The organism is Alphaproteobacteria bacterium (genome assembly GCA_004295055.1).
Lineage (GTDB): Bacteria > Pseudomonadota > Alphaproteobacteria > SHNJ01 > SHNJ01 > SHNJ01.
On record SHNJ01000012.1, the window covers coordinates 36,094 to 50,603 of the forward strand.

Here is a 14,510-nt window from a genome sequence, read left to right on the forward strand (position 1 = left end):
AATAATATTAGTGACGCAAGCGTAACGAATACGCTGGGTAACATTAGAAAAACAACAATCCGTCAAGGCGGGTTTAAAAGCAAGTAAGGGGCCAATTGTGCAATTAACTAAACTGCGTTTATCGGGATTCAAATCTTTTGTCGAACCGACCGAACTGGTCTTGGAACCTGGCCTGACCGGAATTGTTGGCCCCAATGGTTGCGGCAAATCCAATATCGTCGACGCGTTGAAATGGGTGATGGGCGAAACATCGGCCAAACAATTGCGCGGCGGAGAAATGGACGACGTTATTTTCAACGGCACCCAAGCACGTCCCGCGCGCAATTTCGCCGAAGTAGTTTTGCACCTGGACAATCAATTGCGCAAAGCACCGGCGAATTTCAACGATGCCGACGCGCTGGAAGTCAGCCGCCGCATCGACCGCGGCGAAGGATCGACGTATAAAGTCAATGCGCGTGACGTGCGCCAACGTGACGTGCAAACTATTTTCGCCGATGCATCCACCGGCGCACATTCAACCGCCATTGTCAGCCAAGGCCGCGTCGGCCATTTGGTCAACGCAAAACCGACCGAACGCCGCGCTTTGCTGGAAGAAGCAGCAGGCATTGTTGGATTGCACGCCCGTCGTCATGAAGCCGAATTGCGTTTGAATGCAGCGGAAAACAACATCAAACGCAGCGAAGATATTTTACGCCAATTGAACGAACAATTGGTTTCGCTGAAAAAGCAAGCCAAGCAAGCGGCCGCGTACAAAAGCCTCGCGGACCGTTTCCGCCAGACCGAAGCATTGTTTTTCCATCATCAATGGGTGGATGTGAATGCGCGTGTTTCATCGGCGCAAACCCGCAAGGGCGAAATTGACGGTGAATTGACCGGGCTTGAAACCGAATTGACCGCAATCAACGCGCAACAAGCGGAATTGGCCGGAAATATTCCTGCCCTGCGCCAAAAAGAGGCGGAGCGTGCCGCCGCGTTACAACGGTTGAAATTGGCCGAACATGAATTGACCGGCGAAGAATCGCGTTTGGCGGCCGCGCAAATGGCGCTGGAACAACGTATCTCGCAAATCCAGAACGATTTGGAACGCGAAAAGCAGCTGGCCGAAGACGCGCGTAAAAACATCGATACCGTATCGGCCGAACAAAAAGAAATTTCTGAAATTCAAAACAGCCAGCAAGAAATCGTTGCGAATTTATTGACCGAATTCCAATCCCGCGAGTCGGCGCAAAAATCCGCGGAAGCCGAACTGCAAAATCTAAGCGATACAATCGGCCGCGAAGAAACACGCTGGTCCGCGCTGGAAGAACGCAAAAACCAACTGCAATCGCGCTTAACAAAATTGGCGGATGATTTAACCAAATCGACCGCGCAGCGCGATGAATGGAAGACCAAATTGGATGCCGACAATTCCTTGCAATTATGTTTGCAAGCGGTGGTATTCAACGAAGCGGAAGTTAGCAACGCCAAAACCAAATTGGCTGAAGCCGAGCAAAATCTGCAAACCGCGCAATCGGCGCACGACGACGCGCAAAAACAATCGCAAGAATTTAACGCCAACAAAGCAAAATTGCGCGCCGAGGCCGATGGCTTGCGCGCGATTTTAAGCAGCGAAAGCGATATCGTCGATCCGATCATGGATCAAGTGCGCGTTAATTCTGGATTCGAAGCCGCATTAAGCGCCGCTTTAGGCGACGATTTATTTGCTGGCCTGCAAGATTCTGCCGACCGTTTTTGGCGCGGTCTGCCGCCATTTGCGAGCGCGCCGGAATTGCCGCATGGCGCAACCCCATTAAACCAAATGGTCGAAGCGCCAAAGGAATTGACCCGCGCGTTGTCGCTGGTCGGCGTTGTTGAAAATTTTGAATCGGGACAATTGCTGCAAAATTATCTGTCGATCGGGCAGTGTTTGGTCAGCAAGAATGGCGATTTGTGGCGTTTCGACGGATATACCGCAAAGGCGCAAGCATCGCAAAAAACCGCAACGCATTTGCGCCATAAAAACCGGCTGGAAGAAGTTTCCAAGGAACTCGAAAACCTGAATGCGGAGGAAACCCGCATCGCGCAATTGTCGTTCACCGCGCAACAAAATCTAACCGAAGCCAAAGAACGTCAACAAACGTCGCGCACCGCGCTGGATACCGCCTATAACGAATTACAAGCTGCGCGTGGCAAACAATCGGATGAAACACAGCGCATCGCCGTTACCCAGGCGCAATATGAATCGGCGCAGCAAAATTGCGATCGTTTGACGGCGGAACAAACCGAAACCCAAGGCAATTTCGATACATTGATCGCCGAAATGGGCGAAAAGCCGGATTTCGATGCGATGCGCGCCGATCAGTCGCAAAAACGTTTAAGTGTCGAGGAATTGCGCAATCAAGCGTTCCAGGCGCGCGCCACATATGAACAATCCAGCAACGAATCGAAACAACGGGAAACCCGTTTGCAGCAATTGGACAATCAATTGCGCGATTGGCAAAAACGCCTGACGGAAGTCGAATCCCGTCAAGCCATGTTGGGTGAACGCCAGGAAACCGCGATTGCCGAGCAACAGGAATTGGCCGGCAAGCCCGCCGAATTTGCCGCGCAACGCGAACAATTATTGATTCAAATAACCGCCGCCGAAGAATCGCGCAACGAAGCCGCCGATATTTTATCGCAAGCCGAAACCAAACTATCCGAGGTCGATAAATCCGGCCGCGCCCTACAAAACAGTATCGGCGCCTTGCGCGAAGAACGCGTCAAGCATCAAACCGCGATAGAATTGGGTGACACCGAACAGCAAAAATTGCGTTACGACATTCAGGAACGTTTGGAAGCAAGCCCGGAACAATTGCTGGATATCGCCGCATTGAAAGATCCAGCCGATATGCCGGATTTTACCGCAACCCAAAACAAATTAGAACGTTTGCGCCGCGAACGCGACAATATGGGCCCGGTCAATTTGCGTGCCGATATCGAAGCGACCGAAGTCGAAGAAAAATTGACCAAGCAACAGTCGGAACATGATGAGTTGATCGCCGCAACACTGAAATTGCGTCAGGGAATCAATGAATTGAACAAAGAAGGCCGCGAACGCCTTACCGAAGCCTTTGTGAAGGTAAACGAAAACTTTTCCCGCCTGTTCACCCGCCTGTTTGGCGGCGGCAAGGCGTATTTGGAATGGACCGAACACGAAGACCCATTGGAAGCAGGCCTTGAAATCTTTGCATCGCCACCCGGCAAAAAATTGCAAGCGTTATCGTTGTTATCGGGCGGTGAACGCGCGCTTACCGCAATCGCCCTTTTATTCGCGGTATTCGAATGCAACCCAGCACCAATTTGCGTGCTGGACGAGGTCGATGCGCCATTGGATGAAAGCAACGTCGACCGGTATTGCACCATGCTGGAAGAAATGGCCAAACGCAATGACACGCGGTATGTGGTTATCACTCACCACCGCATGACCATGGCCCGCATGCACCGTTTGTTCGGTGTGACTATGGGCGAGCCAGGCGTGTCACAATTGGTATCGGTCGATCTGCACACCGCCGAAAAAATGCGCGCCACAGCGTAAGGTTTCAGGTGTCTGGTATCAGGTTTCGGGTAAGATAATAGCAATTTCAACCTGGCACCTGACACCCGATACCTGGCACCCGTTTCATGCGCAAATTCTTTACCAACCGCGACGTCAATCACATATTTCTGCATAAACTGATATATTATTGCGGCGAACGCATAGGCTGGATTTTCGGTCCGATTTTTATGCTGCAGTTGGGATATGGCATCGACGTCACGCTGGCCATCTGGTCCGGCATTTTTGCGATGCGCCTGCCAATCCGGTACCTGTATTTGCGTTCATTTAAATTTTTCGGCCTTACGCGCGCCGTATGTTTTGGACTCGTTTGTTATGCCGGCGCTATGTGTTTCCTGCCGCACATCAAAGAACGTCCCGACTTGATTCCCTGGTTCTTATTGGTATTCAGCGTTGCAATGACGTTTTACTACACCGCCTTTCATACAATCTTTGGATTGGTGGGCGATACTGGGAACCGCGGCAAACACATGTCCATGATCAACACGCTATCCACCATACTCAGCGCGTTAATCCCGCTTCTTAGCGCGACAATCGTCGGTTTGGCCGGATTTGAAACCCTGTTCAGTATTTCGGCGATATTGATGGTTATTGCCGCCATTCCCTTATGGAAGCTAAAAACTCCCACCCCCAAATTATTGACCAAACACAGCGAAAAGCAAAAAGCCGCCGTGCGCTGGATCATGAAATATCATTTTTTCTACGCTATCAAGGAATATGCCAGCATATTTCTTTGGCGGTTTGTGGTGTTCACCATGGTGGGCAGTTTAATGATGTTTGGCACAGTTTTGACCGCCGGGCTGATTTTCTTTGCCATTCTGCAATTATTCGTCGGCCATTATATCGATAAGGGCCGAGGGTATTTAATGTTAAAAATTGGCACGGCTATCAGTCTTGTGCAAGTATTGATCCGTTCAGCCATACCGGGAGTACCTGCGGCCATGGCGGTAACTGAAGGATTATCCATCGGCAATCAATTAATGACCCAGGCGGATGTCAATTTTTACAATCAAGGCAAAACCGCCGAAAGTTATTTTCACTACATCTATTGGGCCGAAGTTGCCTGGGACGCCAGCGTTACCGCGATATTGCTAACCATTGCCGGCATGGTTCATATTGGTTTTTCTTTGCAAATGATCATGTTAATACTAAGCCCGATCGGGCTTTTGGGCCTGTATTGGATCAATCTTCAGGCTAAAAACGCAACGTCATAAAAAATCTTACCCGTCCCACCTCGGTTTTATTGTTTTATTTCAGCAATTTGCCCCATTTCCGGCCTTGACAAAATCGCCTTAAATCCGTATTTTCCGCGTGACTTTGAAATAATAAAACAAAGATTCGCGGGGCAAATGGATCAGGCGCATAATCACTTAAGCGCAGAAGACGAAAAGAAACTTCGTCAGTTAGAAAAATTTGGCCAGCGTATCGATGCCGCCGAGGAAAAGTTGGATGGCAAGCCCAGCGTGATCGCGCAAGCGAACCGTGATTCGGGTCTGGCATGGCGGGTGATGGTGGATATTATCGCGGGTCCGGCCGTTGGGTTATTGGTCGGGTATGCGTTGGACAAGGCAACCGGATTATCGCCTTTGTTCATTTTGCTGTGTTTTTTTCTTGGTATGGGCGGCGGATTTTTGAATGCCTATAAAACCGCAACCAAGAAATCGAACGCGGTGGGTTTTAAAAAAGAGAAATAGGAGCGATTGATGGCAGGTAAAATGGATCCCTTACACCAGTTCCAGATTCAGGAATGGATCCCGTTTGAAATCGGCGGATTGTCGCTGCCTTATACCAATTCCGCTTTTTACATGACCACTGCCGTTGTGTTGGCGACCTTGTTGATGTTAATGGGATCTGTCCGCGCGCAAACTATTCCTGGCCGCACGCAATCGCTGGCTGAAATGTTTTACAATTTCATTTACGGCATGGTGCGCGACGCGGCCGGCGACGAAGGCAAAGCCTATTTCCCATTCGTATTCACTTTATTTGCCTTCATTTTATTCGGCAATTTGCTGGGTATGACACCGTACGCCTTTACATTTACCAGCCATATTATTGTGACATTCGCGTTGGCATTGACCGTATTTTTATTCGTTACCCTGATCGGTTTTTATCGCCATGGCACGCATTTCTTATCGCTGTTCGCGCCGCCAGGCGTGCCGTTGCTATTGGCTCCATTGATTATTCCGATTGAAATTTTTTCGTATCTGGCGCGCCCGATTTCGTTATCGGTGCGGTTGTTCGCCAACATGCTGGCCGGTCACATTGTATTAAAAGTGATCGCGGCGTTTATTACGATGATGGGTTTGTTCGGCGCGCTATTGTTGCCGTTCAGCATTGGATTTGTCGGTTTCGAAATTTTTGTCGCTTTCTTACAAGCGTACATTTTCTCGGTGCTGACATGCGTTTATCTGCATGATGCGGTTCACTTACACTAGGACGCGCGGCAGTAGATAAGTTTTTTTGGTTGAGTAACATTAACGGTTAATAAGGAGATAGAAATATGGATATGCAAGCCGCAAAAATGATCGGTGCAGGTCTCGCCATGTTGGGCATGATCGGCGCTGGTATCGGTATCGGTGCGATTTTCAGCAACTTTTTGAACGCTGCCGCCCGCAACCCATCGGCCGTGGATCAAATCCGCGTTATGACCTTCATCGGCGCCGCTTTCGCCGAACTGTTGGGTCTGTTGTCGTTCGTTATCGCGATTCTGTTATTGTTCGTTGTCTAATATCTTAAAAAGGTAATAGCGCCATGATGCCGCAGCTCGATCTTGCCACCTACCCGTCCCAGCTATTTTGGCTGGCGGTGAACTTTGCCCTGTTATATTGGTTGATGGCCAAACTGGCCCTGCCACGTATCGGACAAATATTGGATGCACGCGCTGCGGCCATTAAGGCCGATTTGGACAATGCCGCCAAATTAAAGGCGGAAGCGGAAAATATTATTCTGAATCACGATAAAAACATTGCCGATGCGAAAAATCGGGCGCGCTATCTGGTAAAACAGGCGCACGATGAAATCGCATTCGAACGCGACAAACAATTAAACGCGCTGGACAAAAAACTGGAAGCGCGCGTTGCCGATGCCGAAGCGAGAATGAACACTGCAAAAGGCAAAATGCTGCAACAAGTCAATCCATTGTCCGAAGAACTCGCGAATTTAATGGTACAAAAATTATTGGGCAAAACCCAAACCAATGGCGATTACAACGCGCCGGTTAAAAAAGAAGCAAGGGGCTAAACATGAGCACGACTTACACTGTTCTTGCCACATCCGACCTTCATGCCAATGAAGAACCTGGCCACATTGCCACCCAAGGCGTTGAATCTCATGATGCTGGCCATCACGCGCCGATTGGCCCGTTTTACATGGACCCTACTTTCTGGGTTGCCCTGTCGATCGTGGTTTTCGCCGTGCTGATTTTTAAAACCGTCAAGAAAATGTATTTCCAGGCAACCGATAAATATGCCGCCGATGTCGCCAAGCAATTGAAACAGGCCCAGGATCTAAAAGCCGAGGCCGAGGCGATGATCGTGCAATATCGTGAAAAACAAAAACAAGGCGCAATTGAATGCGAACGCATCATTCAACAAGCCAAAACCGATTCGATCGCCATGCAGCAATCGTCCATGGCGGAATTAAAAGACATGATTCACGCCCGTGAACAGCAGGCGATGGAAAAAATCAACCGCCTTGAAGCTGAGATTATCAAAGAACTGCGCCAAAAAACCGCCAATATGGCTATTGATGCGACTCAGCGTATTTTGGTCGAAATTCTGGATGCGCAGAAAAACGCCGCGTTGGTGGATCAAGCCATCCGCGAAATGCCGCAGAAATTGAATTAAGTTTTTGGAATTGAAAAACCCGGTTAAAGCCGGGTTTTTTATTGCGTAAACAATTGTTTAGCTTGCTTGCGGTTGAGAGCGTCCTCTGATATATTGTCTTTTTTAAAGATACAAACAGGTACGGGATGCTTTTTCGATACACGCCAGCACAAGCCGCCGAGTTAGCGGCAAGGGCTGATTACATAATCGGCACAGTGGATTTGGATGAAACATTCACCGCGTTCGACCCAGCCATTGGCAGGATCGGTTTCAATACCGCCACACCATTGGCGCGCAAGGCGTTGAATGGTTTGGATTATGCCAGCAATCATCGCGTAGTCATGGTTACCGGCCGTCCCCGGCAAGAAGCGTATGAGCAAATCAACCACACGCGAATTAACCATGAGATGCCTGTCATGTTGCCCATCGGCGCGGAATATGGCGCGTTTTATTCCCCGCGCGAATCCGATTTCGCCGTACCGGTGATTGCCATCGATCCAACGGCACAATTAGCCAACAAGGCCATACAAAAATTACGCGATGGATTCACGGCGCACGCCCAACGCCAGGGTTTAACCGTGGTCGTTCAGGACACCACAGAATTAAAATGCAGCGTGTTTTTCAATCCCAATCAACCTGACCATAATGCAGCGAATATAGAACCGTTGATTCAGGAATATATTAGGCAGCAAGATCCAAGTGGAGAAATGTTGGCCCAATTGGTTTTTAAGCATGGCCCATCTTATGTCGACGTGGTTTGGCAAAAACTCAGCAAATATCAACCGGCTAAAAATATTCTGGCGGCATTAATGCAAACCGTTCCGTCTGACGCAAGAATCTTGGCAATTGCCGCTGGCGATGCCGGCGGGGATAAACCGATGTTCCAAGCCGCCACCGAACTTGCGGGGGCCCATCCCAATATTACTGCTTTGAATATTGGTGTTGGCCAACATCTTAAAGACGCGCAGGAGATCAATTTTTCATTTGCGGAAGCAACCCAGCCAGAATCGGTGGCTGCTTTTACAGAATTTGTGACAACAGGCTTATTGCCTGCATTTTGCCAATCCAAATTGCAGCGCAAACATATTGAACCGGTTAGCCGCAAAGCAAATTTGGCCGATCGGGCCATCCGCCGGATTTTTCATGCGCAGCGTCATATTGTTCGATAAGCCTAAAAAGACTTGTTCAATATTTTTACAGCATCGCTAAGTTGCGCGATACGAAGCGCGGCATTGGGAGAGGAATGGCCGCTGTCAGGGTGAAAAATCATCGCCAGCATCCGGTAACGAGATTTAATTTCGGTGGCGGATGGGTTCGCGCCTGGCGGAAATCCCAAAACATATAAAGCATCAAGCCGCGTGCGCACGCCGCGTTCCAACGGCACAAAAGCCAGTTTTTCAATCATGCCTTGCAGACGTTGCAATTCCAATTCCGCATTGGCCAATTTGTATGCCGCGCTGCTGGTACCGCGTCCGTCCAACATTAAATTCGCCCAACCTTTTTCCAAAGACAGCGCCAGACCCAAAGCCTTGCGAATGCTGGCCGGATTGGTTTTTTGCGGCACGCGCACTTGCAAACGCGGCTTGCGCGGCATGGTGCGCCCGCCCGCCTTGCCGCCACGGACAGTGACAATATCGCGGTCATTTTTATCGGGATCGCCAGGATCTGGCTGCGATTCGATAATATCTTGCGGAATTAACAACATCACCGCGCGAGCCAAATCGCCCAATCCCACATTGTCATTTGCCCCGCCGCCATCACTGCGCGTCTGCAAAAGCAATTCCAGCTCGCTGCGAAAGCGGGTGGAGCATGGCACAACATAGGCATTATTGCTTTTTTTGCGGGTAGCGGTTTTCTTCATCAATCTCATATCACTGCGATTAATATGGGAACTATCGGACAATACCACAAGTAATTGTATTTAACCAATATTTAGGGGCACCCGTACATTCTTCCCACAATCTAATGGGGTGGGGTTTGATCAATTTTCCTTAAATTATGCTTGTTCCTGTCCAAAGAAGAATTATGCTATCCCAAAAGGATGGCATAGATGACACCACAGAAATCAAGAACTTCTCCCTTATTAATCGCCGCGCTGGCGACTGTAACTGGCGGTGCTTTTATTTCCTATTGCACAGGATCGGTAAATCCGAATCAAAACGGCGGAAATCATACGTCCACTATTATAAACCCACAAGCGATAACGCCTCCTGTTTCAAAAAATGCGGAACAATCGCCATCTCCTACACCCCCGAATCCCACAAATGCCCCCAAACAATTGAAAGACGATTTTGAATCCGCAGCCAATCGTTTTATGCCGCAATTTTATGTTGGCGCCGACAGCAAGATACTGAAAACCGTTTCCTGGACTTCCAGCGACAATCCGGACACTCAACTTTCCATCGATATTATCTTCGATCCTGATTGTGCGGACAAAGGATTGGTTGTCCAAAAAACGTTTATTAAAAAAAATCCGGATGGCAGTTACCATTTCACGCGCTTGTATCGCATTGCGCCAGCCGATCGAATCAACGTCAATGACGAAGAAAGCTTACAGAACATCAATACGGAAAATCTTGTACCATTAAGAGATAAAATAAATTTTGAAATGATCCGTTTTGTGGATGGTCAATTGACTTCTGTTAACCGTTATAGAACGGGTAATCCTGGCCCCGATCTTCCGATCATAGAATACATAACGCCGCACCCGGCCGGTGGCGTGGAAATCCGGCAACAATTCGAGTCATCGCGCAGTGATGGGCTTGGAATGCGGATGTTGCACAAAGTCGATGGAAAAGATCCCGTTGTCACCAGCGAGAATTTCTTCCGCACCGAGAAAAATGGGGACACATTTAATTATCTGCTGCGAATCTATCTGCCAAACAGGACTATTGCGGAATCTTATTTCGAGCCAGACGCACAAGATCGCCGCAATTCGGTTTTGGTGCGTCAACGCACTGTAGGATCAGACGGAACAGTGATTAGCGATATATCGCCTTTACAAAATGGTGCTGGAGAACGTGGCGGACGTTAATCATAATTGTCCCCAGTAATATAATTTCCTTGAAGATCCATTTATTGACGGCAGAGATAGGCAATTTTATGCTTTTTCGATGAGTTCTTATCGAAACCGCAATTCTCTATCGCGAATTACAATACTTGGTGCGGCCCTTATCGCCAGTATCGGTTTATTTTGGAGAACGATTTCATCATCGACCCCTTTTGTTGCAAGCCCAAAACAGACTCACAAAGAATCCCGCCCGGTTGCAAAAAATACGTTCGCTTACCCGGCCCATAATCCGCCTGCACAAAAATACATTGCTGAACCGCAGCAAGAATTAACCGGCATGGCCGCTTTTATTCAAAGCGTTGCTGACACAGGATGCGAATTCACCCCCTGGCCAGATGGGTTTTTACAAAATTCGGTTCAAGACGATTTCAGCAAATTGGATATCTATCTTGACCCCACTTATTTGGCGCGAGGATATTTGGTGGTGCAACGCACTCAACGGGTTGCGCGCGGTGGAAGATTTTCCGTATTTGGATTGCAACGCACCAACCAGTTGGTTCCTTTTGAATTTTACGATCCCAATCATCCGGAAGCATTGTTGAATTTAGAAGCTGCGAATTTCGAACCGGTTGACATTCAGGGGGACATAAGCGGGGAATTTACAGCCATGCAAAATGGCCGATTTTCCACCATGGTTCAATATTACAACGCCTATTATGACAATGAGTGGTCCGCCCAGGGAGCCCCGTCGGTTCGAATAACCAACTTTTCTACCGGTGAAGTAAGCGAGGAATTTCGCGTTTCCGGCGATAGCGCCACTCTTACCCCAGGTACCAGCCGGCGCCTTTACCAATTATCTGAAATTCGCAGCAGATAATTACTATTATATTTCAATAACTTAATATAGTAAAATCTGAAAAGGATATGATTTTTATTGATAAATTTGTTATTTAGCATATAACTATGCCAATAACCGCTATTAAAAAGGGAAAAGAGATGGCAACCAATATCGATGAAATTTTAAAAACAATAAAAGAACCTTTGCCTCCGCAAGTACGTTCAGCGCTGGAAGCCGCTTATGATGAAGACGGCGCCGCTTTAAGTAAAAAAACCCCTCCTCTACCACCTGGATTATCGACACATGCCTTAGTAATAGGGCGTGGACGCTAACCTATTCCGCGGCCATCAGTTTTTTTTCCGGTTTCCAACGCAAAATTGGATTGCGCGCGGCTTCGGTTTCATTCAAGCGGCGGCGCGGAGTTAAACGCGGAGCGGATTTAAAATAATCGGCATCCGCTTTGGCTTTTTGTGCCAAACCGCGAATCACGGAAATAAACTGATCCATAGATTGTTTGGATTCTGTCTCGGTTGGCTCCATCAGTAATGCGCCATGCACCACCAATGGGAAATACATGGTCATTGGATGATATCCTTCGTCGATCATGGCTTTGGCAAAATCGAGCGTGGTTACGCCGGTACCTTCCAAAAATGTATCGTCGAACAAGGCTTCGTGCATGCACGGGCCTTCGTATGGAACCGACACGACGTCTTTTAAACAAGCCATTAAATAATTGGCGTTCAATACCGCGTCTTCGGATACCTGGCGCAAACCATCCGCGCCGTGGGACAAACAATATGCCATTGCGCGGATAAACATGCCCATTTGGCCGTAAAATGCTTTCAACCGGCCAAAACTTTGGGCGCTGGCCTTGTCGCCGGTATTTTCAACGACACGGAATCCGCCTTTATCGTGCAAAATCAGCGGCAATGGCGCGTAAGGCGCTAATGCTTCGGACAAAACAACCGGACCGGAACCGGGGCCGCCGCCGCCATGCGGCGTCGAGCAGGTTTTATGCAGATTGATGTGCATGCAATCGATTCCCAAATCGCCCGGACGCACCCGGCCGATCAGCGCGTTATAATTCGCGCCATCGCAATAGAAATAACCGCCGGCCTCATGAATCAATCGCGAGAATTCCAGAATATCGTATTCGAACAATCCGCAAGTGTTGGGATTGGTCAACATGATTGCGGCGACATCATCGCCCAATTTCGCCTTGAACGCTTCGACATCGGCACGGCCATCCGGTTTCTGGGGAAACGCGTCAACCGTAAAACCGCACAATGCCGCGGTCGCGGGGTTGGTTCCATGCGCGGCCTCTGGCACCAGAACGCGGCGGCGATGGCCCTGGCCCTTGGCCTCGAGCGCGGCGCGGATTGCAAGCAAACCGCATAATTCACCGTGCGCGCCCGCCGCCGGCGACATAGCCACGGCCGGCATGCCGGTCAAGGTTTTCAGCCAATGCGCCAGCGTGTCAATCAATTCGAGGGCGCCTTGCACAGTCGATTCAGGCTGCAAAGGATGCAAATCCACAAGACCGGGCAAACGCGCCATTTTTTCATTCAGGCGCGGGTTATGCTTCATGGTGCAAGAACCAAGCGGAAATAATCCTGTGTCGATGCCATAATTTTTCTGGCTTAGGCGTGTGTAATGACGCACGACTTCGGGTTCCGACAAAGAAGGCAATCCAACGCCGCCCTTGCGTTCCAATCCAGCAAGGCGCGTTTTTACCTTTGGATGCGATGGCAAATCGACGCCGACTTTACCTGGCGTGGAAAGTTCGAAAATCAATGGTTCCTCGACTTGCAACGCCTTGTTTCCCGAAATTGTCTGGATATTGCCGCCGCTGGCGGATTCTGGTTTGGTTGGTCTGCCTTGCTGACTCATCATCGCACCTATTTATATTACTTGTTTCAAGCCGTTCACCAGCGCATCCATGTCGGATTCGGTGGTAACTTCGGTTGCTGCGACAATCAGCAGGTCTTTTAAATTGTCGTTTTTCGGATAAAAGCGCGATACTGGCACACCCGCCAATATTTTTTGCGCGGCCAATTTTTCAACCACATCGTTCGCTGCTTTTGGCAATTTTACGGTAAATTCATTGAAGAAATTATCCGTAACAATTTCAACGCCCTTAATTGCGGATAATTTATCCGCCAATTGCACAGCCTTGGCATGATTCAATTCCGCCAATTTGCGATAGCCTTCTTCGCCAAGCAGCGACATGTGAATGGTAAAGGACAAAGCGCACAAGCCCGCATTCGTGCATATATTGGATGTCGCTTTTTCCCGACGAATATGTTGTTCACGGGTCGACAGCGTAAGAACAAAACCGCGCTTGCCTTCGGCATCGACTGTCTGGCCGCATAAACGGCCCGGCATTTGCCGAATATCGCGTTCCCGTGCAGCAAATAAGCCCACATAAGGACCGCCAAAGGACAAGTTATTGCCGATCGATTGGCCTTCAGCCGCAACGATATCGGCGCCCATTTCGCCCGGCGGCTTCAGCAAGCCCAGCGACACGATTTCAGTCACCGCCACAATCAAATAAACGCCTTTGGCATGGCAAGCATTGGCCAGTGAAGTCAAATCACTGACCCGGCCATAAAAGCACGGATATTGCACCACCACGCAAGAGGTTTGATAGTCAATGCTTGCGCTTAAATCTTCACACAAGCCTTTATCGGGCGATAGGGATTCAACTTTGAACCCGGCATACTTGCCGTGGGTTTCGACGATTTCACGGTAATGCGGATGCAATGCGCCGGACAAAACCACACGGTTGCGTTTGGTCGAACGGTTGGCCATCTGCACCGCTTCGACACAGGCGGTAGATCCGTCGTACATCGACGCATTGGCGACTTCCATGCCGGTGATCAGCGCCACTTGGGATTGAAATTCAAATAGATATTGCAAGGTGCCTTGAGCGACTTCCGGCTGATACGGCGTGTAGGACGTCAGAAATTCGCCGCGCTGAATAATATAATCCACGGCAGACGGCACATGGTGCCGATACGCGCCACAACCCAGGAATGAAGGAACCGACGAAGCGCCGATATTTTTTGCCGCCATGCCGCGAATGACCGATTCGACTTCGATTTCGCTTTTATACATTGGTAAATCGACGGGGCCCGGCAATACCGCTTTTTTCGGAACGCCCTTGAACAAATCATCCACCGACGAAACACCGATTTTTTTCAGCATTTGCGCCCGGTCGTTCGCGGTTAATGGTAAATAACGCATATCGTCTCCTGCACTTTA

General features: G+C 49.2%; 14 protein-coding genes. 11 read left to right on the top strand and 3 right to left on the bottom strand.

The window, feature by feature from the left end; all coding sequences use genetic code 11:
• The first annotated feature begins 28 nt into the window (after nucleotides 1-28).
• The 8 genes from smc (at nucleotide 29) to EYC62_02875 (ending at nucleotide 8,567) form a co-directional block, all read left to right on the top strand.
• On the top strand, nucleotides 29-3,556 hold the full coding sequence (gene smc / locus EYC62_02840) for a chromosome segregation protein SMC (GenBank protein TAH36053.1): 3,528 nt from the start codon (nucleotides 29-31) through the stop codon (nucleotides 3,554-3,556).
• A gap of 86 nt (nucleotides 3,557-3,642) precedes the next feature.
• Nucleotides 3,643-4,788 carry a hypothetical protein gene (locus tag EYC62_02845; GenBank protein ID TAH36054.1) on the top strand — a complete coding sequence of 382 codons (1,146 nt, stop codon included), beginning with the start codon at nucleotides 3,643-3,645 and terminating at the stop codon, nucleotides 4,786-4,788.
• 135 nt (nucleotides 4,789-4,923) lie between these two features.
• Nucleotides 4,924-5,268, top strand: a complete 345-nt coding sequence (locus tag EYC62_02850; GenBank protein TAH36055.1) for an AtpZ/AtpI family protein — start codon at nucleotides 4,924-4,926, stop codon at nucleotides 5,266-5,268.
• 9 nt (nucleotides 5,269-5,277) lie between these two features.
• Nucleotides 5,278-6,009, top strand: a complete 732-nt coding sequence (locus EYC62_02855) for a F0F1 ATP synthase subunit A (protein TAH36056.1) — start codon at nucleotides 5,278-5,280, stop codon at nucleotides 6,007-6,009.
• A 65-nt stretch (nucleotides 6,010-6,074) separates the two neighbouring features.
• A complete protein-coding gene (locus EYC62_02860; GenBank protein TAH36057.1) occupies nucleotides 6,075-6,302 on the top strand; it encodes a F0F1 ATP synthase subunit C in 228 nt (75 codons plus the stop codon).
• Between the two features lie 23 nt (nucleotides 6,303-6,325).
• The gene (locus EYC62_02865) at nucleotides 6,326-6,814 is read left to right on the top strand and encodes a hypothetical protein (protein TAH36058.1); all 489 of its coding nucleotides are present in this window, start codon (nucleotides 6,326-6,328) and stop codon (nucleotides 6,812-6,814) included.
• Between the two features lie 2 nt (nucleotides 6,815-6,816).
• The gene (locus EYC62_02870) at nucleotides 6,817-7,419 is read left to right on the top strand and encodes a hypothetical protein (GenBank protein TAH36059.1); all 603 of its coding nucleotides are present in this window, start codon (nucleotides 6,817-6,819) and stop codon (nucleotides 7,417-7,419) included.
• A 125-nt stretch (nucleotides 7,420-7,544) separates the two neighbouring features.
• On the top strand, nucleotides 7,545-8,567 hold the full coding sequence (locus EYC62_02875; protein ID TAH36060.1) for a hypothetical protein: 1,023 nt from the start codon (nucleotides 7,545-7,547) through the stop codon (nucleotides 8,565-8,567).
• A 2-nt stretch (nucleotides 8,568-8,569) separates the two neighbouring features.
• Here EYC62_02875 and EYC62_02880 read toward each other — a convergent pair whose 3' ends face one another.
• Nucleotides 8,570-9,268 (bottom strand): hypothetical protein, encoded by a 699-nt coding sequence (locus EYC62_02880; protein TAH36061.1) that lies wholly within the window; start codon nucleotides 9,266-9,268, stop codon nucleotides 8,570-8,572.
• Nucleotides 9,269-9,448: 180 nt separating this feature from the next.
• Between EYC62_02880 and EYC62_02885 the strand changes: the two genes are divergently transcribed.
• The 3 genes from EYC62_02885 to EYC62_02895 all read left to right on the top strand — a co-directional run bounded on the left by EYC62_02885 (nucleotide 9,449) and on the right by EYC62_02895 (nucleotide 11,578).
• Nucleotides 9,449-10,432 (top strand): hypothetical protein, encoded by a 984-nt coding sequence (locus EYC62_02885; protein TAH36062.1) that lies wholly within the window; start codon nucleotides 9,449-9,451, stop codon nucleotides 10,430-10,432.
• Between the two features lie 79 nt (nucleotides 10,433-10,511).
• Complete coding sequence (locus EYC62_02890; GenBank protein ID TAH36063.1) at nucleotides 10,512-11,285, top strand: hypothetical protein; 774 nt, start codon at nucleotides 10,512-10,514, stop codon at nucleotides 11,283-11,285.
• A gap of 86 nt (nucleotides 11,286-11,371) precedes the next feature.
• On the top strand, nucleotides 11,372-11,578 hold the full coding sequence (locus EYC62_02895; GenBank protein TAH36064.1) for a hypothetical protein: 207 nt from the start codon (nucleotides 11,372-11,374) through the stop codon (nucleotides 11,576-11,578).
• A 1-nt stretch (nucleotide 11,579) separates the two neighbouring features.
• On the opposite strand, the gene EYC62_02900 is transcribed toward EYC62_02895, so the two are convergent.
• Both EYC62_02900 and EYC62_02905 read right to left on the bottom strand, forming a co-directional pair.
• Nucleotides 11,580-13,139, bottom strand: a complete 1,560-nt coding sequence (locus EYC62_02900; protein ID TAH36065.1) for a glycine dehydrogenase subunit 2 — start codon at nucleotides 13,137-13,139, stop codon at nucleotides 11,580-11,582.
• Nucleotides 13,140-13,148: 9 nt separating this feature from the next.
• Entirely contained in the window at nucleotides 13,149-14,492 is a 1,344-nt protein-coding gene (locus EYC62_02905) for an aminomethyl-transferring glycine dehydrogenase subunit GcvPA (protein ID TAH36066.1), read from the bottom strand.
• Nucleotides 14,493-14,510 lie beyond the last annotated feature (18 nt).

What these genes read in the sequence shown, in the direction of transcription:
- EYC62_02845 (TAH36054.1), top strand. Translation starts at nt 3,643, where the DNA reads ATGCGCAAATTCTTTACCAACCGCGACGTCAATCACATATTTCTGCAT.
- EYC62_02855 (TAH36056.1), top strand. Translation starts at nt 5,278, where the DNA reads ATGGCAGGTAAAATGGATCCCTTACACCAGTTCCAGATTCAGGAATGG.
- EYC62_02870 (TAH36059.1), top strand. Translation starts at nt 6,817, where the DNA reads ATGAGCACGACTTACACTGTTCTTGCCACATCCGACCTTCATGCCAAT.
- EYC62_02875 (TAH36060.1), top strand. Translation starts at nt 7,545, where the DNA reads ATGCTTTTTCGATACACGCCAGCACAAGCCGCCGAGTTAGCGGCAAGG.
- EYC62_02885 (TAH36062.1), top strand. Translation starts at nt 9,449, where the DNA reads ATGACACCACAGAAATCAAGAACTTCTCCCTTATTAATCGCCGCGCTG.
- EYC62_02865 (TAH36058.1), top strand. Translation starts at nt 6,326, where the DNA reads ATGATGCCGCAGCTCGATCTTGCCACCTACCCGTCCCAGCTATTTTGG.
- EYC62_02850 (TAH36055.1), top strand. Translation starts at nt 4,924, where the DNA reads ATGGATCAGGCGCATAATCACTTAAGCGCAGAAGACGAAAAGAAACTT.
- EYC62_02895 (TAH36064.1), top strand. Translation starts at nt 11,372, where the DNA reads ATGCCAATAACCGCTATTAAAAAGGGAAAAGAGATGGCAACCAATATC.
- EYC62_02890 (TAH36063.1), top strand. Translation starts at nt 10,512, where the DNA reads ATGAGTTCTTATCGAAACCGCAATTCTCTATCGCGAATTACAATACTT.
- EYC62_02860 (TAH36057.1), top strand. Translation starts at nt 6,075, where the DNA reads ATGGATATGCAAGCCGCAAAAATGATCGGTGCAGGTCTCGCCATGTTG.
- EYC62_02900 (TAH36065.1), bottom strand. Translation starts at nt 13,139, where the DNA reads ATGATGAGTCAGCAAGGCAGACCAACCAAACCAGAATCCGCCAGCGGC.
- EYC62_02880 (TAH36061.1), bottom strand. Translation starts at nt 9,268, where the DNA reads ATGAGATTGATGAAGAAAACCGCTACCCGCAAAAAAAGCAATAATGCC.
- EYC62_02905 (TAH36066.1), bottom strand. Translation starts at nt 14,492, where the DNA reads ATGCGTTATTTACCATTAACCGCGAACGACCGGGCGCAAATGCTGAAA.